At 43.7% G+C, this 25,813-nt stretch carries 27 protein-coding genes; all 27 read left to right on the top strand.

All coding sequences use genetic code 11. The annotated features are described in order from the left end of the window. A partial coding sequence (gene nadC / locus A3G19_RS02855) for a carboxylating nicotinate-nucleotide diphosphorylase (protein WP_294870467.1) occupies positions 1 to 747 on the top strand: 747 nt, incomplete at its 5' end. A gap of 9 nt (positions 748 to 756) precedes the next feature. Beyond that, positions 757 to 1,824: a flagellar biosynthesis protein FlhB gene (gene flhB, locus A3G19_RS02850; RefSeq protein ID WP_294870465.1), complete on the top strand. Its 1,068-nt coding sequence runs from the start codon at positions 757 to 759 to the stop codon at positions 1,822 to 1,824. Then, complete coding sequence (locus A3G19_RS02845; RefSeq protein WP_015652875.1) at positions 1,824 to 2,951, top strand: cache domain-containing protein; 1,128 nt, start codon at positions 1,824 to 1,826, stop codon at positions 2,949 to 2,951. The genes flhB and A3G19_RS02845 overlap by 1 nt, the downstream gene beginning before the upstream one ends. Next, positions 2,948 to 3,601, top strand: a complete 654-nt coding sequence (locus tag A3G19_RS02840; protein WP_015652876.1) for a response regulator transcription factor — start codon at positions 2,948 to 2,950, stop codon at positions 3,599 to 3,601. Before A3G19_RS02845 ends, A3G19_RS02840 begins: the two co-directional genes overlap by 4 nt. Next, on the top strand, positions 3,591 to 4,757 hold the full coding sequence (locus tag A3G19_RS02835; RefSeq protein WP_294870462.1) for a HAMP domain-containing sensor histidine kinase: 1,167 nt from the start codon (positions 3,591 to 3,593) through the stop codon (positions 4,755 to 4,757). Before A3G19_RS02840 ends, A3G19_RS02835 begins: the two co-directional genes overlap by 11 nt. Before the next feature lie 75 nt (positions 4,758 to 4,832). Further along, positions 4,833 to 5,354 (top strand): sulfur oxidation c-type cytochrome SoxX, encoded by a 522-nt coding sequence (gene soxX / locus A3G19_RS02830; protein WP_015652878.1) that lies wholly within the window; start codon positions 4,833 to 4,835, stop codon positions 5,352 to 5,354. An 18-nt stretch (positions 5,355 to 5,372) separates the two neighbouring features. Next, complete coding sequence (gene soxY, locus A3G19_RS02825) at positions 5,373 to 5,843, top strand: thiosulfate oxidation carrier protein SoxY (protein ID WP_294870460.1); 471 nt, start codon at positions 5,373 to 5,375, stop codon at positions 5,841 to 5,843. 50 nt (positions 5,844 to 5,893) lie between these two features. Continuing rightward, positions 5,894 to 6,220: a thiosulfate oxidation carrier complex protein SoxZ gene (soxZ, locus tag A3G19_RS02820; protein ID WP_294870458.1), complete on the top strand. Its 327-nt coding sequence runs from the start codon at positions 5,894 to 5,896 to the stop codon at positions 6,218 to 6,220. Positions 6,221 to 6,223: 3 nt separating this feature from the next. Further along, positions 6,224 to 6,997 (top strand): sulfur oxidation c-type cytochrome SoxA, encoded by a 774-nt coding sequence (gene soxA, locus A3G19_RS02815; protein WP_294870456.1) that lies wholly within the window; start codon positions 6,224 to 6,226, stop codon positions 6,995 to 6,997. A 10-nt stretch (positions 6,998 to 7,007) separates the two neighbouring features. Further along, entirely contained in the window at positions 7,008 to 8,774 is a 1,767-nt protein-coding gene (soxB, locus tag A3G19_RS02810; RefSeq protein WP_294870454.1) for a thiosulfohydrolase SoxB, read from the top strand. Between the two features lie 103 nt (positions 8,775 to 8,877). Continuing rightward, positions 8,878 to 10,362: an OprD family outer membrane porin gene (locus A3G19_RS02805; RefSeq protein WP_294870452.1), complete on the top strand. Its 1,485-nt coding sequence runs from the start codon at positions 8,878 to 8,880 to the stop codon at positions 10,360 to 10,362. A 10-nt stretch (positions 10,363 to 10,372) separates the two neighbouring features. Next, positions 10,373 to 11,278, top strand: a complete 906-nt coding sequence (locus A3G19_RS02800) for an MBL fold metallo-hydrolase (protein ID WP_294870450.1) — start codon at positions 10,373 to 10,375, stop codon at positions 11,276 to 11,278. A 2-nt stretch (positions 11,279 to 11,280) separates the two neighbouring features. Further along, complete coding sequence (locus A3G19_RS02795; protein WP_015652885.1) at positions 11,281 to 11,715, top strand: DsrE family protein; 435 nt, start codon at positions 11,281 to 11,283, stop codon at positions 11,713 to 11,715. A 9-nt stretch (positions 11,716 to 11,724) separates the two neighbouring features. Further along, positions 11,725 to 12,624 carry a DUF302 domain-containing protein gene (locus A3G19_RS02790; RefSeq protein WP_294870448.1) on the top strand — a complete coding sequence of 300 codons (900 nt, stop codon included), beginning with the start codon at positions 11,725 to 11,727 and terminating at the stop codon, positions 12,622 to 12,624. A gap of 95 nt (positions 12,625 to 12,719) precedes the next feature. Further along, complete coding sequence (locus A3G19_RS02785) at positions 12,720 to 13,841, top strand: sensor domain-containing diguanylate cyclase (protein WP_015652887.1); 1,122 nt, start codon at positions 12,720 to 12,722, stop codon at positions 13,839 to 13,841. A 9-nt stretch (positions 13,842 to 13,850) separates the two neighbouring features. Then, a complete protein-coding gene (locus tag A3G19_RS02780) occupies positions 13,851 to 15,827 on the top strand; it encodes a diguanylate cyclase (RefSeq protein WP_294870446.1) in 1,977 nt (658 codons plus the stop codon). 101 nt (positions 15,828 to 15,928) lie between these two features. After that, positions 15,929 to 16,861 (top strand): DHH family phosphoesterase, encoded by a 933-nt coding sequence (locus A3G19_RS02775; protein ID WP_294870443.1) that lies wholly within the window; start codon positions 15,929 to 15,931, stop codon positions 16,859 to 16,861. Beyond that, complete coding sequence (locus A3G19_RS02770) at positions 16,858 to 18,228, top strand: M23 family metallopeptidase (RefSeq protein WP_294870441.1); 1,371 nt, start codon at positions 16,858 to 16,860, stop codon at positions 18,226 to 18,228. The genes A3G19_RS02775 and A3G19_RS02770 overlap by 4 nt, the downstream gene beginning before the upstream one ends. Positions 18,229 to 18,375: 147 nt before the next feature. Beyond that, positions 18,376 to 19,260, top strand: a complete 885-nt coding sequence (gene lpxC / locus A3G19_RS02765; RefSeq protein ID WP_294870439.1) for a UDP-3-O-acyl-N-acetylglucosamine deacetylase — start codon at positions 18,376 to 18,378, stop codon at positions 19,258 to 19,260. Continuing rightward, positions 19,253 to 19,705, top strand: a complete 453-nt coding sequence (locus tag A3G19_RS02760; RefSeq protein ID WP_015652892.1) for a hypothetical protein — start codon at positions 19,253 to 19,255, stop codon at positions 19,703 to 19,705. Before lpxC ends, A3G19_RS02760 begins: the two co-directional genes overlap by 8 nt. A 9-nt stretch (positions 19,706 to 19,714) precedes the next feature. Then, positions 19,715 to 20,596 (top strand): homoserine kinase, encoded by an 882-nt coding sequence (thrB, locus tag A3G19_RS02755; RefSeq protein ID WP_015652893.1) that lies wholly within the window; start codon positions 19,715 to 19,717, stop codon positions 20,594 to 20,596. A 20-nt stretch (positions 20,597 to 20,616) separates the two neighbouring features. Then, the gene (locus A3G19_RS02750; RefSeq protein WP_015652894.1) at positions 20,617 to 20,871 is read left to right on the top strand and encodes a DUF448 domain-containing protein; all 255 of its coding nucleotides are present in this window, start codon (positions 20,617 to 20,619) and stop codon (positions 20,869 to 20,871) included. Next, a complete protein-coding gene (gene infB / locus A3G19_RS02745) occupies positions 20,864 to 23,395 on the top strand; it encodes a translation initiation factor IF-2 (protein ID WP_294870469.1) in 2,532 nt (843 codons plus the stop codon). The genes A3G19_RS02750 and infB overlap by 8 nt, the downstream gene beginning before the upstream one ends. Further along, a complete protein-coding gene (gene rbfA, locus A3G19_RS02740) occupies positions 23,392 to 23,757 on the top strand; it encodes a 30S ribosome-binding factor RbfA (RefSeq protein WP_015652896.1) in 366 nt (121 codons plus the stop codon). Before infB ends, rbfA begins: the two co-directional genes overlap by 4 nt. Next, a complete protein-coding gene (locus tag A3G19_RS02735; RefSeq protein WP_294870437.1) occupies positions 23,747 to 24,178 on the top strand; it encodes a ribosome maturation factor RimP in 432 nt (143 codons plus the stop codon). The genes rbfA and A3G19_RS02735 overlap by 11 nt, the downstream gene beginning before the upstream one ends. After that, entirely contained in the window at positions 24,178 to 25,191 is a 1,014-nt protein-coding gene (gene ribD, locus A3G19_RS02730) for a bifunctional diaminohydroxyphosphoribosylaminopyrimidine deaminase/5-amino-6-(5-phosphoribosylamino)uracil reductase RibD (RefSeq protein ID WP_294870435.1), read from the top strand. The genes A3G19_RS02735 and ribD overlap by 1 nt, the downstream gene beginning before the upstream one ends. A 95-nt stretch (positions 25,192 to 25,286) precedes the next feature. Continuing rightward, the coding region (locus tag A3G19_RS02725; protein WP_294870433.1) for a ubiquinone/menaquinone biosynthesis methyltransferase at positions 25,287 to 25,813 on the top strand (527 nt) is incomplete at its 3' end.

Genomic DNA, 25,813 nt, shown 5'->3' with positions numbered 1-25,813 from the left:
TCTGATCCTGTTCCCGCATCAGCAAAAATTATCGCCAAGAGTGAGGGCGTAGTCGCCGGAGAACTCTATCTGCGGGTACTGGCGGAGTGTGAGAAATTTAGTATTACGTGGCACAAACATGACGGTGAAACGTTTGTGAGTGGGGAGGTTTTGATGGAGCTTTCCGGTGATTCGCATACATTGCTTCGGATTGAGCGGACGCTGCTGAATATGCTTCTTCATGCCAGTTCCATTGCGACATTGACGCGCCAATACGTCGATCTCATCACACCCTATGGTACCAAACTACTCGATACCCGAAAAACACGCCCGCTGCTTCGTAATTTTGAGAAATACGCCACCCGTATCGGTGGAGCGACAAACCATCGGATGGGATTGGATGATGCGCTGATGCTTAAAGACACCCATCTCAAAACTATCACCAACCTCGAAAGCTTTATGGAAGAGGCCCGTAAAAAAATCCCGTTTACCTCTAAAATCGAGATTGAAGCAGAAGATTTTGAGATGGCTAAAAAAGCGATGAAGGCGGGAGCCGATATTGTAATGTGCGACAATATTTCCCCTGAACACTTAGGCGAAATCGTACTCTTTAAGCGAGAAAACTATCCCTCGGTGCTGCTTGAAGCAAGCGGTAATATTAGCCTAGATACTATCGAGAGTTATGCACGTACCGGCGTTGATGCGATCAGCACCGGCTCTCTCGTTCATCAGGCAAATTGGATAGATCTGTCAATGAAAATGGATTAAGGGTAATTTGTGGCTGACGATCAAGAAAAGACCGAAGAACCCACCTCCAAGAAGATTGAAGATGCCAGAGCAGAGGGAAATGTCGCCAAAAGTCAGGACATCGTCGGTGTCGTAGTCCTCTTCGTAGCAATTTTAGCTCTTTTGATGATGTTTACGTTTATCGCCGATCGTCTGCTCAACCTTTCGCGCTATTATTTTTCGTTGATGAATCAGCCGTTGGATCGTGAATTGATGTTTGATATGGCCTTGATAACGTTTCGGGAATTTCTCATTATGGCGCTTCCTATCTCTATTATTGTTGCGATCGCGGGAGTTTTTGGGACGGTAGCACAGATGGGATTTAACTTTACGACGAAACCGCTCATGCCGAATTTTTCCAAACTCGATCCGATCAAAGGATTCGCCAACCTTTTTACCCTCCAAAAAGCGCTTGAATCGGTCAAAATCACCCTTAAATCATTGACAGCACTGGGAATCGGTTTTATCTTTTTTTGGGGATACATGGAAGAACTGCCAACGGTTGCTCTCTTTACCCTCGAAGATCAAATGGGATGGTTGCGGGATAAAGCGATCGTACTTGCTTCGGTCATGCTTATCATCATTTTTGTGTATGCGATTTTCGATCTTTTTATTACCCGAAAACAGTATTTTGATAAACTCAAAATGTCGAAACAAGAGATCAAAGATGAGATGAAAAATATGGAAGGGGATCCGCATATCAAGGCAAAAATTCGCCAGATTCAGATGCAGGCGGCACGTAAGCGGATGATGTCCTCCGTTCCGACGGCGGATGTCGTTATTACCAATCCAACCCACTACGCCGTAGCGATAGTCTACGATGAAACCAAACATAATGCTCCGGTGGTGGTGGCCAAAGGGGTTGACAATATCGCGATTCAGATTAAAAAGATAGCACGTGAAAACGGGGTTCATATCGTCCAAAATCCTCCCCTCGCACGCTCCCTTTACAAAGAAGTGGAGATTGATAGAGCGATTCCCGATATGATGTTTGCCGCAGTTGCCGAAGTGTTGGCGTATGTCTATAAGATGGGTAAGAAGCGCAAGGAAAACGTCTAATGGATCGCTGGTACCATTTTTTATCCGATAAAAAGATGATCGCCGGGGTATTTTTATTCATAGCGATAATGCTGGGCGGTGTGTTATGGTATTTGGAGCAAAAGGTAACCTCGCAAACGTTAGAGCGGCTGAGTGACCAACTTACACTGGCGCTGAATAATCAACTCGAAAAAGAGCGTTCTACCGCTTTGCGCTATGCGTTGATACTGGGGCAAAACAGTTCTCTGAGTGAGGCATTGGAACAAGAGGATGAAGATAAAGGTTTTGAAATTTTATCCGAGGTAATGGAGTCGATTAAACTTCATACCGATTCGTTGATCCGGTCTCAAATCATCACGTCGGATTATGTCATTTTCGCCCGCAGTTGGGACAACTCGTATGCCGGGATGCCGCTGGATTTTCACCGCCCCGATCTGCTCTATTTTCAAACTCATAAGAATCCCCGTTCGGCAATCGAAGTTGGGCGAAAAATCGGCGTTAAAGCGACCGTTCCCGTTTATCACAGTGAGAAGATGATCGGGTTTGTCGAAGTGGTCTCTTTTTTCGAATCGACGCAGGAATATTTTGATCGGTTGGGGATTGATCTGTATATTTTGATGGATGAGCGGTTTTATGAAACGGCGGTATTTATGCAAGAGAATCCAGCCATCGGCAAGGAATATATTTTGGCCAATCCGAAATACACCGAAAGCGATTTAAAACTTTTAAACGGGATCAATTTTAAAACACTCAAAACAGCCCGTGTCATTTTTAGCGGCGGACGGTATCTTTTTTATGAACCGATGATGAACGGGGAGGGTGAGAGTATCGGAGCTTTTATTTTTTCCCTTTCACCGAAGCAAATTACGACCTATGCTCACTCGGATGAAGAGGATATTTCATTTTTGATCCATCTCTCCCGTAATGAGCTTTATGATGTTATGGTGAAAAAATCGCTCGATAATGCCCAGTTTCAAAGTGTATACGATAAAGAGCTGTTGTATCTCAAAGACACTGTGGGCCCAGAGGATCGAGAACTCTATCTCGAAGAAGCACGTGAACGGCTTAATGCGTATTCCAAAGAGGAATTGATCGGTATTATGCTCGATTACAAAGTAACCAACGAGATCAAAGGGGAGATACGATGAAGGTATTGTTACTCGAAGATGAATACATGCTCCGTGTGAGCATCACCGAGTTCTTAGAAGAACTAGGGCTTGAGGTAGTCGGATTCAGCAATGGCGAGAGGGCATTCGATGCCATTTATGAAACCCATTTTGATCTTTATCTCCTCGATGTCAATGTCCCGGGGATGAACGGGTTTGATCTCCTCCGTACCCTTCGCAAAGAGGGGAATAAAACTCCTGCGATCTTCCTCACCTCGATGGTCAATGTAGACGATTTGCAGGAGGGATACAAATCGGGATGCTGCGACTATATCCGTAAGCCGTTTGATCTTACCGAATTGCAGATACGGATTATGCATGCATTGAAAAGTTTTTATCATGAGGGGGAAAACAAAATTGATTTTGGCGAAGGGCTGATTTACGATACTGAAAACTTCACTTTGATGCACAACGATCATAATATAGCCCTTAGTAAAACGGAAAAAGAGATTTTTGCCGTATTGCTCAAGCACACGAATCAAGTCGTCTCGGTGGAGATGTTTCAAGATGAGATTTGGGGTGAGTACGTCGATCCTGCCAATATCCGTGTACAGATCAATAATTTACGTAAAAAGCTCCCTTTAGAGATCATCCAAAATCGTCGCGGGCTGGGTTACATCATTGAACGATAATCGCTACGCCCTTAAAAATGCTTTTTTGTATACGATGCTGGTAGCAGTATTATTGCTGGTTCCTACCTACTTGTATGTCACTTACATGAAATATGTGTACGAAATTCAGTATGAATTTAAGCTCAAACGTCAATCGCATTTGATTCTCCGTTCGATGGAAGAGTTTGATCCTAAAGAGAAACAAGCGTTTGATTACCCGAGGTTCCGTTCGTTTCAATCAGGGTTGTATGATCTCCATTTTAAGCCGATTTTTACCCTCATTCAATCCGAAGTAGGTATTCAAAAAACGGGATATCATATCCAGAACGGATACGCGTCTTTGGTGGTGGCTCTTCCTGAACGGCGATATTTTGATGCATCGTATTTAGTGGTTGGAGGGGAGATTTCGTATGCACGCATTTATCAGGATGTGGTTATTATCCTCCTCTCCATCGCTGCGCTGATCTTTGTCCTCTCGCTTTTCTTTTTGGATCGTTTTGCTTTGCCGTTTCAGAGAGTCAACAAACGGCTCGATCAGTTTATCAAAGATTCGATGCATGAGATCAATACGCCGCTCTCCATTATCAATGTCAATATCGATCTTTATCATCGTTCCAATCCGAGTAATAAATACCTTAAGCGGATTAAGGCGGCAACGAAAACCCTTGCTACCCTTTATAACGATATGGACTATTTGATTAAAAACGAACGATTGGCTTTTGAATATGAACGCATTGATCTTAGCCGCTATTTGCAAGAGAGGATTGATTATTTTGCTGAAGTTGCCGCTTTGAAAAATATTACATTAGAACCGTATATCGATGAAGAGGTAGAAATTTTATTCAATCCCACACAGCTTCAGCGGATTATCGACAATAATCTTTCCAATGCGATTAAATACTCACGCGAAGAGGGGAAAATCGATATCTTTTTACTGAATATGGATGATCGATGTGTCATGAGTTTTAAAGATTATGGTGTCGGCATCGAAGATGTGAACCGTATATTTGAGCGTTATTATCGTGAAAATCGTGATAAAGGGGGATTTGGGATAGGGCTTAATATCGTCAAATCGATTATCGATAAAGCGGGAATTGAGCTTCAAATCGACTCAATCTACGGGAAAGGAAGTACCTTTTCGTATACTTTTTACCCGCCTATTTGCACTCTCCTTTAATTATCCATTTTTTTTACATTAATTTTACACTCCTGCTTTACAATACTCCTCGAAATAAGAATTCAAGGAGAGCCAATGCGAAAAGTGATCATGCTCGGTCTTGCAACTTTTTTAAGTGCAGCCGATTTATCACAGGTAATTGAGAGCCCGGATGCGACGGCCATTTTGAAAAAAGATGCCCTTCCTGCAGCTAAAGCGTACGTCATGCCTGAGGGATGTGTCAGCAATGACCCTAAAGCGATTGCCCGTGGAAGCTATATTTTCCATAACCTAAACGGAAAAGATGCAAAAGAGAATCCGCCGGAGGGTTTAACTCGCCTTCTTCCTGATGGTAAAGAGAAACAAATGGGTAACTGTGTTGCCTGTCACAACATCGAAGGGGCCAAAGGGTACGGTAATATCGGCCCTGATTTGAGCAAGTACAAAGAACTTTACATGGATAGCGGCGTGCGTAATGCTCAATTTATGTACCAAAAAATTGCTGATCCTCGATTGGATAACCCAAAATCGGCTATGACGGTTAATTTGGCTAATGGTTTGATGAATGAGCGCGAAGTGTGCGATTTGATATCGTATATCACAGCAGTTAAAAAATAAAGTTCAAGGAGAAATACTATGGAAAGAAGATCATTTTTAAAAGGTTTTGGGGCAGCAGCGGCATGCGCGATGGCATTGCCTCATGTATCCAGTGCGGCAGAAGAAAAAAAATCGGGCGGTCCGAATGAGATGAATTTTGAGACGGCAGTTGCTGCGATTACCGGTGGTAAAGCATTGGTTGCTTCTGCAAAAGTCAAAATGGAAGCTCCTGAGATTGCGGAAAACGGTGCGGTTGTTCCGGTAAAAGTGAGCGTTGAGAGTCCAATGAACGCAAAAGATTACGTTAAAGCAATCCATATACTCGCGTCAAAAAATGGAAATGTCCGTTGTGCCAATATCTATTTGACTCCTGCAAACGGGGAAGCATTTTTCGGTACCCGTGTAAAACTCGGCGGAACTCAGGATGTGGTAGCGATTGCAGAGATGAGTGACGGATCTTTCCTCACTGCAAAACAAAATGTCAAAGTAACCATCGGCGGGTGTGGTTGATTTTAATCAACTCTATAACGTTTAGTAAAAATTGATAAAGGATTAATATTATGAAAACACTGATTAAAATCAAACCGAAAGATTACAAAGCAGGCGATGTTGTAAAAATCGACTTTATGGCAATGCATCCGATGGAAACCGGTATGCGTAAAAACAAAGATACGGGAGCATTGATTCCGGCTGAATACATCGATGAAGTGAAGTTTATGTTCAACGATACGTTGATTACCAAAATGGTGATCTGGGAATCTCTCTCGGTGAACCCTCTTATGAGTATCAGCTTTAAAGTACCGGGTGCTGGAACACTCAAAGTTATTGCAAAAGATAACAAAGGTCAAAGCGTCGAGAGTACGACACAAATTACTCCAAAAGGATAAGCAATGCGTACTTTATCTATCACGGCAGCGTTGGTGTGTTTAGCCCTTTTGGGAACAGTGAATGCGGAAGAAAAACTCAGTATGTCCGATGCGGACAAAAAAATGTACGCAGAGCTTTTGGATAATAATCCCGCAGAGATGGATGTAGCTGAGGGGGAACAACTCTTTGGTGAACTTATCGGGAGTGCCGGGTACGCCAAAATGTTAGGTGTTAAAGAGAAAGATCTTCCTAAAACCATCGCGGGGTTTCCACGCTACGTCGAGCCGGCTAAAAGAGTAGTAACGTTGGCACAGAGTATCCAGATGGCGGCTGCGGCAAACGAAAAACCGGTACCGAAGCTTGAGAGCAAAGAGATGGTTAAAATATCTGCGTATGTCAAATCATTGGCGAACGGACAGAAAACCAATATTGATGTTAAAGCGAATAAACATATGCAAGAAATGATGAAACTTGGACAAGAAGTGTTTGAAGAGCGTCGCGGCGGTCGCGGTCTTTCATGTAACAATTGTCACAGTATGGACATCGTCGGTCAGCGCCTACGTATGCAGCCGTTGCCTGATTTGGGGGCAAAAGAGACGGCAGCTGCAAGTACTTGGCCGGCATACCGCATGACCCAAAGTCAAATGGTGACGCTCGACAAACGGATGCAGCAATGTATGAAAAATGCCCTTTTAGCTGAACTTCCACTCGGTTCGAAAGAGATGGTTGGATTGGAAGTGTACGTCACCAACAAAAGCAAAGGGAATACTATCGCTATTCCAAGCGTAAAACGTTAAGGATTAAACGATGGATTTATCAAGAAGAGATTTTTTCCATATCGCTGCGGCGTTAGGGATCGGATTGCCTGCGGCTGCTTCAGCTGCGGGAGGTCCGAAACGTGCCGATGAGGTAAGCCTCAAAGATATTTATGGGTTCAATGCAAAGGGAAATGTGACGATTTTACATATCTGTGATATGCACGCCCACATTAAACCTCTCTATTGGAGAGAGCCTTCGACATTGATCTCTGCTCCTAATTTGACCGGAACTCCGGGATTTTTGTGCGGTGAATCATTTTTGAAACACTATGGGATGCAGGGTAAAACCCTCGATGCCTATTTCGATACCTTTATGAACTTTGATGCGTTAGCTAACAAGTTTGGGAAAATGGGGGGAATTTCGCACATGAAAACCCTCATCAACCATATCAAAAAAGAGCGCGGTGCGGATAATGTTATGCTTCTCGATTCTGGGGATACATGGCAAGGGACGGGCGTTGCCCTTAAAACCGGCGGTGAAGCGATCGTCAAAGCGCAAAACTATTTGGGTGTAGACGTCATGGTCGGTCACTGGGAATTTACGTACGGTAAAAAACGGGTAAAAGAGCTGATCGAGATGCTCAACGCAAAATTTGTTTCTCAAAACGTCGTCGGTGACGATTCGTTTGCCGATGATTTTGAGGAACTGATTTTTGAACCTTACACCATTATGGAGCGCGGCGGTGCGAAGATCGGTATTATCGGTCAGTCGTTTCCGTTTACCTCTACGGCAAACCCAAAAGAGTTTACCCAGGGGTGGAGTTTTGGTTTACGTTTAGATACCCTCCAAACGTACGTCGATAAACTTCGTAAAGAGGAAAAAGTGGACTGTGTCGTGGTTCTCTCGCATGATGGTTTCAGCGTTGACCAAGAGGTTGCCCGTCAGGTCAAAGGGATCGATTTCATCCTTAGCGGACACACGCATGATCCATCTCCGCGTCCTACGGTAATCAACGGTACGGTTATCGTAATCGCCGGAAGCCACGGTAAATACGTCGGACGTCTCGATCTCGATATCCAAAACCATAAGGTCAAAGGGTATGAGTATAAACTGATTCCGGTTGCGTCGAATTTGATCCCTGCCGATCCTGAGGGTGAAGCGTTGGTTAAAGAACTTTATTCACCGTATGATTCCGAACTCTCCGAAGTGTTGGGGATTACCAAATCGACCTTGTTTAAGCGCGATACCTTCCATTCGACGTTCGATCAGTTGATCAACGATTCGATTATCGACGCGATGGATTCGGATATCTCGTTTACTCCGGGATACCGATGGGGGACAACGGTTCTCGGCGGTGACAAGATCACGATGGATGATGTCTACGATATGACTGCAATCACCTATCCGAACGTCTATACGTTTGAGTTGACCGGCTTGCATATTCGCACTCTTCTCGAAGACATTGCGGATAACGTCTTTAACGCCAATCCGCTTTATCAACAAGGAGGCGATATGAGCCGCTTGGGTGGAGTGACCTATGAGATTCGCGTGGGTGCTGTGAGCGGTAAACGTATCACGAACATCATGGTAGGTGGCAAACCTCTCAATGATACGAAAGTGTACAAAGTCTCTTCATGGGGAGGCAACCTGCAAAATGCAGGTTCAAACCTCAAAGATTCGTTGACTAAACCGGTTTACGATGTGACAGCGGCCTATATCCGCCGTCAGAAAAATGTCAACATCAGCGGTAACAGCAATGTCAAACTGATGGATTATGACTGCGGATGTCCGAAAAAAGGTTCCAGAAGCTGTTAGTACTAAATTCTGCCCCGTATGGGGCAAGCTTTAGTGCCATAGCGGCCAGCGTAGCCAAAGGGATTTTATTCCTTTGGCGTTCAAATCACAATAGGAGTTAGGAATGAAATTAGTAAAACTTAGTATGGTAGCAGCAGCTACTTGTTTATTGGCAACGTCGGCGTATGCGCTTAAATCTGAAGATCGTACGGTTAAAGGGAACTATCAAGTTGAATACACCAAAGCACCGGGTGCAGTAAACTCGATTGGTGAAATGTTTACCGAGGGTGATGTTTATGGACGTCTTCGTTCTAATATGTTTTGGTGGGATTGGGACAATGAAAATGCAGCAGTGCAAGATAACAATATGTGGGGTCTTGGCGGTAGCTTGGTTTACAAAACTGGTTTTTACAAAGGTGTAGGTGCGACAGTAGGATTTTATGGCACGGTTCCTATGCACCCGGATAATACATTGGGGAGTGCAGTGACCAACTATGGTAAAGCGGGTAAAGATACCTACCATACTCGTGCGGATGGAACCGAAGGGGCAATGGGTAATTTTGCCGAAGCTTATTTGGAATACAAAAATGGCAAAAGTAATGTTAAAATCGGTCGTCAAGGTATTGATAGTATTATGCTCGCAACGAATGATACTAAAATGATTCCAAACACTTTTGAAGCAGCAGTGATTGAAAATAAAGATATTCCTGACACATCCGTTCGTGCAGCTTATATCATGTCTCAAAAACTACGAGATCATCAAAGTTTTCATAGTGTAATCGCGTTTGAAAAATATAATGAAAATGATGATTCAGGGGTACATAAAGGATTAACACCTACTTTAATTAGTGGTGCGGGTGAAGATGTCAATCCTGAAATGGTATTAGTAACAGCACAAAATACATCAATCCCTAATTTAAAACTGAATGCGGAATATGTTGGTTTGGAAGGTTTCCTCAATACCGTTATTGCGGAAGCAAACTATAAAATCAAACTAAACGACGCATGGACGTTGACTCCGGGTATCCGTTACCTGCGTCAAATGGATGACGGTGCCGGTGCTATTGGTGGTGCAGCTTTAAGTGGAACATTTAAAGGTAATACAACTTATACAGGTGCGGCTAATGGATATACAGATCCAAACAGTGCGGATGGTAGCATTATTATGGCACGTTTGGTAGCGGCTAGCGGTCCGTTGGAACTCTCAGCGGGATACTCTAAAATCTCCGATGATGCCGATATTATTGCAATGTGGCGCGGATTCCCTACGGGTGGGTATACTCGATCAATGGCACAAGTTGACTGGATCGCCAATACGAAAAACTGGGCAGTGAAAGCGGTCTATGATTTCGGAAAAGCGGGAATGGTTTCAGGATTTAAAGTAGCAGCCGATTATGAAAATATGAATTTTGACGATGCTAAAGCGGCTATCACCGGATTTACCGATCGTGATATTTTCCATGTCGATATGTGGAAAACATTCAAAGAAGTACCGAACACTGAGTTTAAATTCCGTTTTGCAACCATCGATGCGGATCCGGCGGTTGGTGCTACAACAGATTACAATTCATACAACGAATACCGTTTCGAAATTAACTACCTCTTCTAAAGGCTGAGTGATGAAAACGTTGTTGGGAACTCTATTTTTAGCCGTCACAAGTTTGAGCGCGTACGATTACGCTCTCAAACCGGTGCGGATCACCTCGGATGTCACCTGTTTTTTCGGGAAGCCCGAGATCATGGATAAAACCAACAACGGCAACATCGTCAACAGCTGTTATATCGATGCAGGTGAGGGGTATGTCGTCGTTGACACCGGTCCCTCATATGCGTATGCCCGCTCGGCTTACAAAGCGATGCAAAAAATTAAATCCCTCCCCGTTAAACTCGTGATCAATACCCATATTCATGATGACCATTGGCTTGGAAACAATTTCTTTACCGATAGCGGAGTTAGAGTTTTGAGTTCGGATGATTTCAAGGTGAATGCCGATATGAGCATCCCAACCCGAATGCAAACCTATATCTCTCCAGAGGCATACGCCAAAACCAAACCGACTTTACCGAGTGAGATGATCAGCAGCGATACCAATCTTACCATCGGGAATCAAAGGTTAGAACTCAAATTTGCGAAACACAAAGCCCATACGGCTAAAGATTTGGTGGTATATCTTCCAAAATCAAAGGTTCTGATTGCTGCTGATCTGGTCTTTAATGACCGACTCCCATCTGTACGAGGCGGAGATATCAATGGCTGGATAGCGGCATTGGATGATTTGGACAAATTGGGTGCTAGACATGTTGTCGGCGGACACGGAGAGCGTACCGACAAAGAGGCGGTGAAAATGACACGGGACTATTTCACGCAGATGCGTACCGAAATCCGCGCAGCGATTGCTGAGGGGCTCAGCATTGATGAGACGATTAAAAAAGTGAGTATGGATAAGTATAAAAAATACAAACTGTATGAAGGGACTCATCGTCATAATGTTGAAGCATCCTATCGGGTATTAGAATGGGAGTAATGATGAAACGATTAGTGTTTTTAGGGAGTTTGCTCTCGACGCTTGCTTTTGGAGATGTCCGTTTTGCACAACCCGAACCCTCGATCGAAAAACCGCGTGAAGTGGTAATGGGGATCAGTTTGGGAGATGATGAATCAATCCATCACGGTCTCAGTACGGCGAACAATGTCCTGAAATTTTACGGACCCGAAAAGATCCATCTGCGTATCGTCGCCTATTATCACGGTATCCGCACTCTGCTCAAAAGTGAAAAAGAGATTGCCCTGCGTGTACGGGCATTGCAGCAATACGGTGTCGAATTCGTCGCCTGCGGTAACACGATGGAGACAAAAAAGATTTCGCCTGATCAGTTAATCCCTGATGTCGAGATCGTCAGTGCCGGGATCGCTGAAGTGATCGAGCGCGCCACTGAGGGCGCATTTTATATTCAACCTTAGGAGTTAACCATGAAAATTCTACTCATAACTATCTTGGCGGGATTTTTGTCCCTTTTTGGCGGTGATTTACACTTGTTCAGTGTTCCAAATGCGGAGGGCAAGTTAAATGCCGGAGTCGTTGAAAAAGCACTTGAAGCCAACGGTTTTGTCATTTCAGCCAACAGCGAAATGAACGGGCCGTTTAAAATCCAGTTTGGACAAAGTGATTTTACGCAGTTTAATCTTTTGACCGCGTACCATAAAACGCTTTCAGAGTCTTTGGTAAAAGCCCATCCCGATGCGGGGATTTTTGTCCCGATGGGATTTGGAATTTATCAACGTGCCGGGGAGAAAGAACTCCATGTTTCTATCCTAACTGCTTCAGCAATGGCAAAAATCGGAGGATTTAAAGCCAAAGAATTTGCATTGATCGAAAAAGAGGCATTGGCAACACTGAAAAAAGCGTTACCGAATGCGAAAGTATCCATGAGTGAAACATCGCTCCCCTCAGAAGGGAAACTTTTAAGCCGATATGTTAAAGCAAGCAGCAAAGAGAGTTGGGCAAGTGATAAAGAAGAGACCGAGATGATGATCGAAGACGGTTTGAAGCCGGCCGGATTTGTAATGTCCAATTTTACCGATTATAATTTTGCCCTCGGTGAAAAAAGTCCGTTTGATTTTTACGATACCTACTCGATTTGCAAATTAAAAGTTATCTATACGGTAGCGAAAACACGTCCTGAAGCTGCGGCATTCGCGCCGTGTACCTTGATGGTGTACAAGAAAAAAGATACCAATGAAATCGTGATGGGATTCCCGGGTGTCTATAACTGGATGAGCAGTGCACGGGTCAGTGATCCTGATGGCAAAGCGGTATTAATGCAGGCTCAGAAAGACTTTGAAGCGGTTTTACACTCCACGGTAGAATAAAAGAGGGAAATAACGGTATTTTTGTGATTTTAAAGGTGTATTTTAAATTACATCTTTTATACTGTAAGATATATGATTCGTGAAAGAAAAATGAAATGATATATCGTTTAGTAATTTTTTTATCATTTTATAGCTTACAGGTATCTGCCTCAACCCCTGAGGTAGAGAGCGGTTCGCTGATATACATTATGTATATTGTGAGTGCCTCCGTTTTCGCTTGGATGCTTTTTTATATTCGTACTCTCAATCAACGTTTAAAAAATGAATCTGAAGCCCTTCAAAAACAGATTGAAATCTCTCAAAATACCGAAAAATATCTTCGACAGATTGCCAGTGTTTTCCATAACTCCCACGAAGGGATTATCATTACCGATCCGCACATGGTTATTCTTGATGTGAATGAAGCCTACTGTGATATGAGCGGATATACCCACGAAAAGCTTATCGGTACAAAACCGGTAATTCTCTATTCCAATCGGCATGCGATATCGTTTTATGCGAAAATGAATGAATCTCTTGAGATAAACGGTACTTGGCGCGGAGAGGTTTGGGATAAGAAAAAAAGCGGCGAGGAATATGCCAAATTCCTTCGAATCGACTCAGTACACAGTCAAGAAGGGGTGATTGAAGGCTTTGTAATTATCGTCAGCGATATCACTGAAAATAAAAAAGAGATAGAAGATCTTGAACATCAGGCGAACTACGATGCGCTGACCAATCTTCCCAACCGCAGCTTATTCCAGAATGTTGCCGGACAAATTCTTGCACAGTCAAAACGTCGTAATACAAAAGCGATTGTCGCCTTTTTGGATCTTGACGGATTTAAACAAATCAATGACCAATACGGACATACGATAGGAGATAGTATCCTCAAACATGTCTCCAGACGTTTGGAAAAACAGATGCGGCAAGGTGATATTATTGCTCGGCTTGGAGGAGATGAATTCGTTTTACTCCTAAGTGATATCAATGCGATTTCCGAGTCTAGAGCTCTTTTGGAACGTATTCTCTTTGCAATCAAAGAGCCGTATGTGGTGAATGGATTCTCCCTTTCGATCGGTGCAAGTATCGGGGTGGCAATTTTCCCCGATGATAAGGAGGATATTGAGCTTCTGATTCGTGATGCCGACATCGCAATGTATCACTCCAAAGAGACCGGGAGAAATAAAATCTCCTATTTTAATGTTTTGAGAAGTCCCGATGCAGTCGAAAAATAAAGGTAGAAAATGACATTCCGATATGTGTTGCTACTGTTGTTGGTAGCTTTTTTTTCTTTGTCCTTTGGCGCATCTGTATCTGAAGCAGGAAAAAAAGAGGCAGTAATCGGTGTATTGGCTTTTCGTTCAAAAACCGATACGCTCAATGAATGGCAGCCTTTAGCCACTTATCTCAACAGTAAAATATCCACCCATCGTTTTATTATACGTCCTCTTGGCTACGCTGAGTTCAATGAAGCGGCTTCGTTGGATGAACTCGATTTTATGTTTAGCAATCCTGAACACTATATTTATCTTTCAGCAAAATTTGATGCAAGCCGTATGGCAACTTTGATTCGTGCAAATGTCAGCGGAAAAGAGCTTACGGAGTTTGGAGGGGTGATTATTGCACGGCATGAACGGCATGATCTTGAAAAATTGAGTGATTTGAGAGGAAAAGAGATTGCTGCGGTCGATGAACTCTCTCTTGGGGGCTACTTGGCCCAGAGGATTTTACTGCAAGAAAATGGTATTGATATCACCAAAGAATCCAAAATACGCTATACCGATATGCCTCACGATAAAGTTGTCTATCTCGTCCAAAACGCTTCCGTGGATGCCGGATTTATTCGTACAGGTGTATTGGAAAAAATGGCAAAAGAGGGAAAAATCAATCTTGATGAGTTTAAAATCATCCATCCGGTAGAAAATTTTCCTCAGGCCCTTTCAACTACCCTTTATCCGGAATGGCCGTTTGCTTCATCCAAACATACCGATCGTGTATTGGCAAATCAGGTCGGTGTTGCCCTGTTAAATTTACCTTATGGCTCTGAGATTACCAAAACGGCCGGATATTACGGATGGAATATTCCCTTATCGTACGAAGGAATCCGATCTTTGATGCAGGGTTTGCGCATTAAACCCTATGATACCGTTCCACCCTTTTCACTTCAGGATGTTGCGCAAAGGTACGCACTTTATATTATTTTTATGCTAAGTGGTGTTATTGCCCTGTTGATTTTTCTAACAACCAAAATGCGGCGTTTGACGAATACATTACGATCCAATTCAGAATCACTGGAAAATCAAATCGTGATTGTTAAAGAAAATGAAAAATATCTTCGCCGTGCCGCAAATGTTTTTCACAACTCCAGAGAGGGGATTATTATTACAAACCCTCAAAAAATTATTATTGATGTCAATGAGGCCTTTTGTGAATTGACCGGCTATGCACCGGAAGAAGTTATCGGAAACAAACCGATCATATTACGCTCAGGAATGCATGAGAATCTATTTTATGAAAAACTCAATGAAGCGATAAATACTCTTGGCTCATGGCGTGGTGAAATCTGGAACCGTAAAAAAAATGGTGAACGGTACGCTGAATTTTTGCGTATTGATGCAGTGAGAGATGAGAAAGGTGAAGTGGAAAATTATATCGGGATTTTCAGCGATATCACCGAACATCTTAAACGCCAAGAGCAACTTCACCACATGGCAAACTACGATCCATTGACCAACCTTCCGAATCGTTACCTCTTTATGACGTTGGCAGAGCAAATATTATCGTTTTCAAAACGAAAAAATTCAAAAGCGGTCATCTCCTTTTTGGATTTGGACGGATTTAAGCAGGTCAATGATGTTTATGGACATGAAATTGGGGATAATATTTTGAAACAAGTGGCGGATCGGCTTGAAAAACAGCTTCGTCAAAGTGATGCGATTGCTCGGATCGGCGGAGATGAATTTGTGGTTGTGTTTAGCGATATTGATATGATTTCAGATGCTCAGCAGCTTTTTGATCGTATCTTAAAAGCGTTAGAAGAACCTTTTGTAGTCAATGGACATTTGATTACAATAGGGGCGAGTATCGGAGCCTCTTTGTATCCTGATCATGGCGAAGAGGTCGAGATGCTGGTTCGCCATGCCGATGCTGCCATGTATCGATCAAAAGCTAACGGACGTAATCAAATTACCTATTTTAAGAGTGAGACGGTGATGGTATAATCCATAATGATTAAAATTTAATCATCCCTTCTCCTCCAACCCCGAGAATAAGTGGTATAATCGGGATATTTCGCCTAAAATTAGGCTAGTATTGAGTATCGATGCCGTCAAATCTGATTGATTCTTCCCAACATATTGTTTTAGTCACTCACAAAAATCCTGATGCCGATTCACTCGGTGCAGCATGTGCCTTTTATTCTTATTTGCTTCGCAGTCAAAAAAAAATAACCCTTTTTTGCATCTCGACAGAAGTAAACCCAAATCTAGCGTTTCTCCCGTGGTTTGACAAAATTACCGATCGTTTTCCGGAGAATGCTGAGTGTATGATCAGTTTTGACTGTGGGAGTTATGGGCGGCTTGGGATTGAAAAAGAGCTCCCTTTAATAAATATTGATCATCACATCAGCAACAACTTTTATGGGACGCATAATATTATTGATACGTTGGCAATCAGCACGACGGAAGTCGTTTATGATTATTTTGTTGCTAACGATATAAAAATCAATGGTAAAATGGCGACGGCGCTTTATGCGGGACTGATTGATGATTCTCAATGTTTTAGTGCGCCTGCATGCAATGTCAAAACTTTTAAGATGGCTCACTCCCTGATAGAACTGGGCGCTGATCATACCGTGTGTGTTGAGTGGCTGTATCGTCGCCATTCACTCGCATCGCTTCGGATTCGGGGAATTCTCCTTAAACAAATGAAGCTTTTAGCGGATGGACGATTGGCCTTATTGGAAGTTCCCTTGTCGCTATTGGAAGAGACAGGTGCTACTGTGGCTGAATGCAAAAAAGTATTGGACGAAGCACTCGGGATGCGAAGCGTTCAAGCGGCTGTGATGGTCCTAGAACACCCTCATGGCGGAGCAAAGATCTCCTTGCGTACCGATGGGGTAGTCAATGCCGCAAAAATCGTGGCTGCATTCGGCGGGGGTGGACATGTACGGCGTGCCGGAATGGATTTAAAACAAGAAAATTATCATGAGTTAGCAAAAGAGATGATAATGATGATAACAAAGGAGTTGGTGTGAGAAGAGGCCGAAACGGTTCGGGAATAATTGGATGGGTATTAGTAGTTTTAGTTTTAGGTGCGCTTGGATTTATGGGATTTTCGCCTATTTTTGAGAGAGAAGATCCAAAAGTAACGCTTTCACATGAAGGATACTGGAATTTTAAAGATCCTATTCATGTCAATGTTGAAGATGCGAGCGGTCTAAAATCTTACAAAGCGACCATTGCAACACCCCATGATGAATGGGTGATAGTGGATGAAAACACCCCTTCAAAAGTGAATAAAACATCGTTTGATATCCTCCCTCCAAAAGGAGTTCGCCGGGTAGAAGCCGCTTCGGTAACACTTAAAATCGAAGCAACCGACAACAGTTTGTGGGGTCTGTTTATGGGAAATACCTATAAAGAAGAGATCACCCTTGTTATTGATCAGCGTCGACCGGTTTTGGCAATTATTGCCAACTCCTATAAAATTCAAAAAGGGGGATCGGCAATTGTAATTTTTAAAGCGGAAGATCCTCACATGAAAAGTTTGAGAATTGAGACGAATTTTGGGAAAACTTTTATCGCACAACCGTTTATGAAAGAGGGATATTACGCTTCTTTGGTAGCATGGCCGGTACAGGAGCAAACATTTAGTGCAACCGTGGTCGCACTTGATCATGCGGGCAATGAGACTAAAAGCGCGGTACCGCTTCGTTTGAAAGATCATGTTTATCGTGTTTCGAATATTGAACTCAGTGATGCATTTTTGGACGGTAAAATTGCCGAACTCGCGAATGAATATGAACAAACTGCCGGAGTGGATGATCGGTTAGACCAATTTCGCATCATTAACGAAAAAGTACGTGCCGATAATGAAAAAATTATCCATGAAGTGACTTCAAAAGTATCCAAAAACATGATTGTCGATTTTAGCCCTGAGCCTTTTTACCCGTTAGTGAACGGTCAAAAAGTGGCAGACTTCGGAGATCACCGCATTTACAGTTATAAAGGACAAGAGAACGTAAGCCAAGCATACCATATGGGGCTTGATTTGGCGAGCGTTGCTATGGGGGCGATTCGCACCTCCAATGGAGGAAATGTTGTGTTCTCTCAGCCGAACGGGATTTATGGAAACTTGCCGATTGTCGATCATGGCTTTGGCCTTTATACCTTGTACGGGCATTGTTCAGATGTCCATGTTCAAGAGGGTGATGTTGCTGCATTGGGTCAAGAAATCGCTAAAACAGGACTCAGCGGATATGCGATGGGAGATCACCTTCATTTTGGAATTTTGGTCCAAGGGATTGAAGTGAGACCGGAAGAGTGGATGGATACCAAATGGATTTATGACAATATTACCAGTGTCATAGAAAGCGCTAAATTCACAATTAATCAACGCTAAAACCGATATAATAACTTTTAGATATTTGAGTCTTACGCACTTTTGCGTAAAGCTTTAGGGGATTGCAAAGGACAGGCTTGTCCTTGCCACTAAAATGGGCTTTACTCATTTTAGTGTTCAGATAGGATAAGGTAAGGAATTAAAGAGATGATGCAAACAACGATTGGCAAAAGTGTTGAACTTGTAGGGATTGGTTTGCACCGAGGCTCACCCGTTAAATTACGGCTCGAACCTTTAGGGGCAAACAGCGGTATTGTTTTTTACCGCAGTGATGCAGGGGTATCTATCCCTTTGCTTCCCGCAAATGTTGTCGATACCAAAATGGCAACCGTTATCGGACGAGAGGGTGTTACCATCTCGACGATCGAGCATATGCTCTCAGCGATCTATGCCTATGGTATCGATAACCTCCGTGTCATTGTCGATGCCGATGAAGTCCCTGTTATGGATGGCTCGTCTATGAGTTTTTGTATGCTTCTCGAAGAAGCCGGGATTATCGCTCAAGATATTCCGAAAAAAATCATGCGGATTAAAAAAGAGGTGATTGTACAAGAGGGTGATAAATACGTTAAATTAATCCCCTCCAATGACATGAATTATGATTTCACGATCAAATTTTCTCACCCCGTGATTGACAAGCAAAGTTATGTATTAGCGTTTACCAAAGAGAACTATAAAAAAGAGATTGCCCGTGCGCGTACGTTTGGGTTTGTTCACGAAGTACAGTATCTACGTTCCAAAGGGCTCGCCTTGGGCGGGAGTTTGGAAAATGCGGTCGTTTTGGATGACAAAAAAGTGCTCAATCCTGAGGGACTTCGATTCGGAGATGAGTTTGTTCGTCATAAAATCCTCGATGCGATCGGGGATATGTCACTGATCGGTATGAATTTTATCGGTAACTACGAAGCCTTTGCCGGAAGTCACGATCTGAACCATAAATTGACGCTTGAGCTTCTCAAAGATCCGGCAAATTATGAAATCGTCGAACTTGCATACGCTGAGTCAAAAGAGCTGGCAAAAGCGTATGCATGATGCACTCGTTATCGCACTAGGTTCTCCTGTTCTCGTAGGCGTCTACAAAGAGGGAGAGCTAGTCGAAGAGATCCGCAGTGATGGGATGAGCTCGGATGTGCTGGCGGAGATTTTTGATTCGTTGTTGGAGAAGTATACTTTTTCACATTTTATTTATGCCAAAGGTCCCGGAAGTTTTATGGGGATCAAGGTGACCTACCTTTTTCTAAAAACTCTGAGTATTACGAAAAAAATCCCACTTTTAGCTACGGATGCCTTCTTTTTCAACAAAAATAGCCCCATCAAAGCGTACGGAAAGCTCTATTTTGTTAAAAATAGGACAACCATTGAGTTAGAACCGATAGCCTCGCCCGAGATTATCGCATTTGAACTTCCCAAAAATATCGATTTAGAAAAATTTGATTCGGACAATCTCCCCTATTATGGGATTGATGCCGTAGGATAAGGAAATTATTTGTTCGTTAGTGTACCTGCAACGAGTGCGAATTTAGGACCCGGATTTGATTCATTAGGGCTTGCCGTTGATTTGCGTAACCAAGTCGAATTGGTGCCGTCACGTTTTTTTGCCGTCTCCATCAAAGGGGAAGGGGAAAACAACCCAAGACTTAAAGGGAACAACCTTTTTGTCAGTATATTTAATGAGCATTACCGCCGTTTGACCCAGAAGCGACAAAACTTCAAATTTACCTTTTACAACCAAATCCCGATGTCTCGAGGTTTGGGTAGCTCTTCGGCTGTCATCGTGAGTGCGATCAGTTGTGCGCATGAAGCCGCAGGAGTTAAAGTATCCAAACGCCGTATCCTCAATCATGCTCTCGTGTATGAAAGCCATCCCGATAACATCACTCCGGCAGTTATGGGGGGATTTAATGCGGCAATGGTGGAAAAACAAAAAGTTTTTTCTCAACAAAAACACCTCCCCGATTATCTGAAAGCGGTTGTCGTCATTCCGAACAAACCGATCTCAACGGCTAAATCACGTACCACCTTGCCTAAATCGTACAGTAAAGAGAATGCGGTATATAATCTCTCCCACACAGCCGTAACCGTAGGGGCTTTTTTTAACGAAGATTGGGAAATGCTTCGTCTTGCTACCCAAGATCGGTTTCACCAAAAAGTACGGATGAAAATGTTGCCGGAACTCTTTGCTGTTCAAAAAATGGCATACGACAACGGTGCGTTGATGTCGACGCTCTCAGGGAGTGGATCGACCTTTTTTAACATGGTTTACGATCAAGATGCTCAAATGTTAGCGGATAAATTTAAAGCGGAATTTACCGATTTTGAGATCAAAATCTTAGGCTTTGATAATGACGGTTTAGTTGTGGAACGATAACTAAGAAAGTATTGGATATAATGGCGCAAAAGTTACATCAGCCTATACGCATGTGCGTAGTTTGTCGTGAGCGCTTCGCTCAATTTGCACTTTTACGCCTTCAGTGTCGGAATGGGTTACTGCAACCTTATGCTAATGAAGGAAGAAGTTTTTATATGTGCAGGTCTTGCATCGAGCATAAGAAAACTCCGGGTCAGTTGTCCCGTCAATGTAAAAGCGGCGCAACAGTAGAGCTAATGAATCGGTTAAAGGAGATCATCGTTAATGATGGATAAAGTTAGAGTTCATGAAATTGCCAAAGAGCTTGGTATCAATTCAAAAGAGGTAGTGGATAAAGCAGCCGCAATGGGGCTCAATGTAAAAACTGCCTCAAGTTCGGTTTCGATCGAAGAAGCTGAGCAAATCATGAACTATATCATGAGCGGGGCGTCGAATGAAGCCTCAACGCCCAAGCCTTCCCCTAAAACTTCATCTTCAGAAGAAGTTCCAACCGTAACGACAGTTGTTGAAGAGAGCATCCAAGCAGTACCTGCTGTAGCAGAAGTAAAAGAAGTAAATGCAGAAGAAGCTGTTGTGGAACAAGAAGTCCCTAAGCGCTCAGGCCTGAAAATCGTTAAGAAAAAACGTCCTCAAGAAGAGGAATTCGTCGCTCCGGTTCGTCATGAAAATGTTAATGTTTCCAGTTATGGAAAATTGAGTGAGCAAGCGCAACGAGAGTTGGAAGCTAAGCGTGCGAAAAAGGTCCAAAGCAATAATTTCCCGGTTCAGAAAAAAGATCAAGGGGTTCGCCTTGATATCTTCGGCGGCGGAATTTCTGATGTATCGATGGATTATGAGCAAGATCAAGTTGTATTGATGGATTTCAACGATTTGGGGGCTAATTTACCACCGGAAGAAGAGCAAAAACCGAAAGAGAAAAAACCAATCGGACGTAACGCGGGGAAAAAACAAGGTTCTAATCGTAATAAACCGCGTCAAGTTTCTCGTGAAGCACGTAAGCGTTATACAAAAGATGCAAAAGAAGACGAAGTCATTACTCACGTTGAAATCGCAGAAGATGTCCGTGTTTATGAATTTGCTGAAAAAGTAGGGCAAAGTATCTCTGCGGTCATTAAAGTCTTATTTGACCTCGGGATGATGGTTACTAAAAACGACTTCCTCGGAAAAGACGAGATCGAAATCTTGGCGAGTGAGTTCGGTGTCGAAGTAACGACTATCGATCCAAAAGATGCGTTTAATCTTGAGACGGCGTACGATGAAGAGCACGAAGACAGTGAAGGTTCCGTTGAGCGTCCTCCGGTTATCACGATTATGGGGCACGTTGACCATGGTAAAACATCTCTCCTTGATGCGATCCGTAATGCCAAAGTAGCACACGGCGAAGCGGGTGGAATCACTCAGCACATCGGTGCATACTCGGTAGAGCAAAAAGGTAAATTGATCACGTTCTTGGATACTCCGGGACACGAAGCGTTTAGTGCGATGCGTTCACGCGGTGCACAACTTACCGATATTATTGTTATTGTTGTCGCAGCGGATGATGGTGTTAAACCACAAACCCGTGAATCGGTTCAACATGCAAAAGATGCAAAAGTTCCGGTCATCGTTGCGGTGAACAAAATGGACAAACCGGGTGCAAATCCGGATATGGTTAAAGCACAAATGGCGGAACTCGGACTTAACCCTACGGAGTGGGGCGGAGATGTTGAATTCGTCGGCGTTTCAGCCAAAGCGATGACGGGCATTGATGAGCTTTTAGAGGCGATCTTGCTCCAATCTGAAGTAATGGAACTCAAAGCAAACCCTGATGTTATGGCAAAAGCGGTCGTCGTTGAGTCTACGTTGGAAAAAGGGCGTGGACCGGTTGCTACCGTCATCGTTCAAAACGGAACACTCCGTGTCGGCGATAACATCGTGTGTGGCGGTGCTTATGGACGCGTTCGTGCACTCATTAGTGATCGTAAAGCACAACTTCAGCAAATCGGACCGAGTCAAACCGCCGTTGTTGTAGGACTTAGTGACGTACCGCCATCGGGTGAAGTGATGATGGTGATGGAGAGTGATCGTGAAGCGCGTGAAGTAGCACAGAAACGTGCTGAGTATGATCGTCACCGTGAACTTTCATTGAGCACCAAAGCGTCGTTTGATGATTTGACCTCGTTGATCGCTGAGGGTCGTATTAAAGCCCTTAAAGTCGTTCTTAAAACCGACGTTCACGGTTCTCTTGAGGCGATTAAATCGGCTCTTGCAGAGTTGCGTAATGAAGAGGTCAAAGTTGAAGTTATCTCCAGCGGTGTCGGCGGAATTACCGAAAATGACATCGCCTTGGTAAACAACAGTGAAAACTGTGCCCTACTCGGATTCAACGTTCGTCCTACGGGTAATGTCAATGCTATGGCAAAACAAATGGGTGTAGAGATCAAAACCTACTCTATCATTTATCAGCTTATCGATGATGTTAAATTGTTGCTCGGCGGTATGATGGCACCGCAATTCCGTGAAGAGAATACCGGACAAGCCGAAGTTCGTGATACGTTCCCAATGCCTAAAGGTGCAGGAACCATCGCAGGTTGTGTGGTTGTTGACGGTAAACTCGTACGCGGCGGAATGGTTCGCGTTATCCGTGAGGGTGTTGTTATCCATGAGGGTGATCTCACCTCTCTTAGACGTTTCAAAGACGATGTCAAAGAGGTTGGTAAAGGATTTGATTGTGGTGTTGTCCTCAATGGTTACACCGATGTCAAAGTGGGTGACGTTATCGAAACCTTCAAAAAAATCGAGACAAAAGTATCCCTGTGACACCGGCACAAATCAAAATCAAGCGAACGGAATCCATTCTCAAAGAGTTGATACCCGAAGCGATCAGCCAACTCTCCGATGCACGTGTACGTGAAGTGGATGTTATCGATGTCCATTGTTCACGCGGACGCAGTGATGCCAAAGTGTATCTTGACCCTCACCACTATACGCCGCAAGAGCAAGCAGTATTTTTAAAACTGCTTGAAAAAGCCCGCCCGATTATCGAAGAGCATTGTATGAAAGATCAAGGGTGGTTCCGTTCGCCTCGTATGACCTTCGTATTTGACGATACCCTCAAACGAAGCCAAAATATCGAGGCATTATTCGCCCAAATCGCCAAGGAGAAAAAAGATGAGTCTTGAGAGCGACATCAAAAAAATGGTTGAATCGATCGGCTTATCGTTGTACGATACCGCCGTTTTCAATGAAAATGAGAATACGATTTTTCGTGTGAGCGTCACCGCTCCGGGCGGAGTGACACTCAACCAATGTGCAGAACTCACTCATCTCATTAATCCTTTGTTGGATGTAACCTCTCCGGTAAGCGGTGAATACCGTCTGGAAGTGAGCAGTCCGGGGATTGAACGTAAACTCAAAAGCTTAGAGCACTTTATCCAGTCCGTGGGTGAAAAAGTTGCTTTGAGCACCATCACTAAAGAGAAGTTTGAGGGTGAAATGATCGGTGTCGAAAACGACGAAATTATTCTCAAAACAGCAGAAAACGGTGAGCAAAGAATCCCTTTCCGCTCGATCAGCAAGGCTAAAACTTACTTCGAGTGGTAATGAAAACCACCACTGCGCTTCATGCTATGAAACTCGCGCTTAACGCGGCGTGGGACTATCAACTTCTCACTTTTCCTAATCCTGCCGTCGGTGCAGCGTGTATTTTAGAAAATAGTTCAATCTTATCCATCGGTGCTCATATAATTGCGGGCGGTCCTCATGCCGAAGTGTATGCACTGCGTGATGCTTATACAGCCCTTTCCGGTGACACTTCAATAGCGGATAGCGATGACGCTCACCACATTCATGAGTATCTTCGTACCCACCATAATGGAATTTTTAACTCTGTCTCGATGGCAGTAACGCTGGAACCGTGTTCTCATATCGGTAAAACCCCCTCATGCGCCTTGTTGATCCGTGATTTGGGCATTAAGAGACTTTATATCAGTGTCCGTGATCCCAATCCCTCAGCAGCAGGCGGTGCAGAGATTTTGAGCGATTCGGGTGTCGAGTGTATTTTTGGCGTACTGGAAGATGAGGGGCAAAAACTATTAGAACCGTTTATCCGGTGGCAGAGTAACCCTTTTGTATTTTTTAAATGGGCACAGCGGCTTGATGGGACGATTGATAACGGCACAATCAGTTCAAAAAGTTCACGTGAGCATATGCACGCTCTACGCGACCGGTGCGACTTGATTGTAATCGGCGGTAATACGGTACGCAGTGATCGTCCGACGCTCGATGCACGGCTGGTAGAGGGGAAAGCCCCTGATGTCTTAATCTATTCACACAACAATGAATTTGATCGTACAATCCCTCTCTTTAATATCCCAAACCGTCAGGTATTTGTTGAAGCTTCATTGGAAAAAATAAATAAATACCGATTGGTGATGATAGAGGGGGGCATGGGAATGATGGAAGCCACATCTGAGGTTGCAAATTGGTATCTCAGTTACATTGCACCCAAAATTGGGGGCGGATCACAAACTCTTGGCGTAATTCAAGAGGATTTTGAGGTAATGAACGCTAAAATCACCGATAATATTATCCTTTGGATGAAGAATAAACAATAATTTAGCACGCAAGCGTGCGTGGGCTTTCTGCCGAAGAAAACTCAGCGTTAGCGTAGCCGAGCGGGACGAGTTCCGTCGGCGTATAAAGGAACAAAGTGGACAAACAAGAGAAAATCGTATCGATGTTCAACGATATAGCTCCGACGTATGATCGTGCTAATCGAGTCCTCAGTATGGGTATCGATACCTTCTGGCGCCGCAGAGCATGCGATTTAGCGTTTGGTTACTGCCCATCAAAAACGATTGATTCTATCGTTGATGTCGCGTGCGGTACGGGTGATATGATGGGATACTGGAAACGCCGTGCCGATAAAGCGGGATTGATCGTTGATCGGATTGTCGGGATTGACCCGAGTGAGGGGATGGTTGGAGTAGGGCGCGAAAAGTTTCCGGATATGTCGTTTCATATTGCCCCTGCAACCGAGCTTCCAAAATCGGACAGCTCGGCCGACATCATCAGTATCTCATACGGCATTCGTAACGTTGTTGAACGTCAAGAGGGACTCCGTGAATTTAATCGTGTCCTTAAACCGGGGGGACTTGTCGTCATTTTGGAATTTATGAAAAATGAAAACCCTTCCCTGCTGGGTAAAGTACGCGATTGGTACATGAACAACGTCCT

It is taken from the genome of Sulfuricurvum sp. RIFCSPLOWO2_12_FULL_43_24 (genome assembly GCF_001829605.1).
Classification (GTDB): Bacteria; Campylobacterota; Campylobacteria; order Campylobacterales; family Sulfurimonadaceae; genus Sulfuricurvum.
Note: the sequence above shows the minus strand (reverse complement) of the source record. Positions and strands in the feature narration are given on the sequence as shown.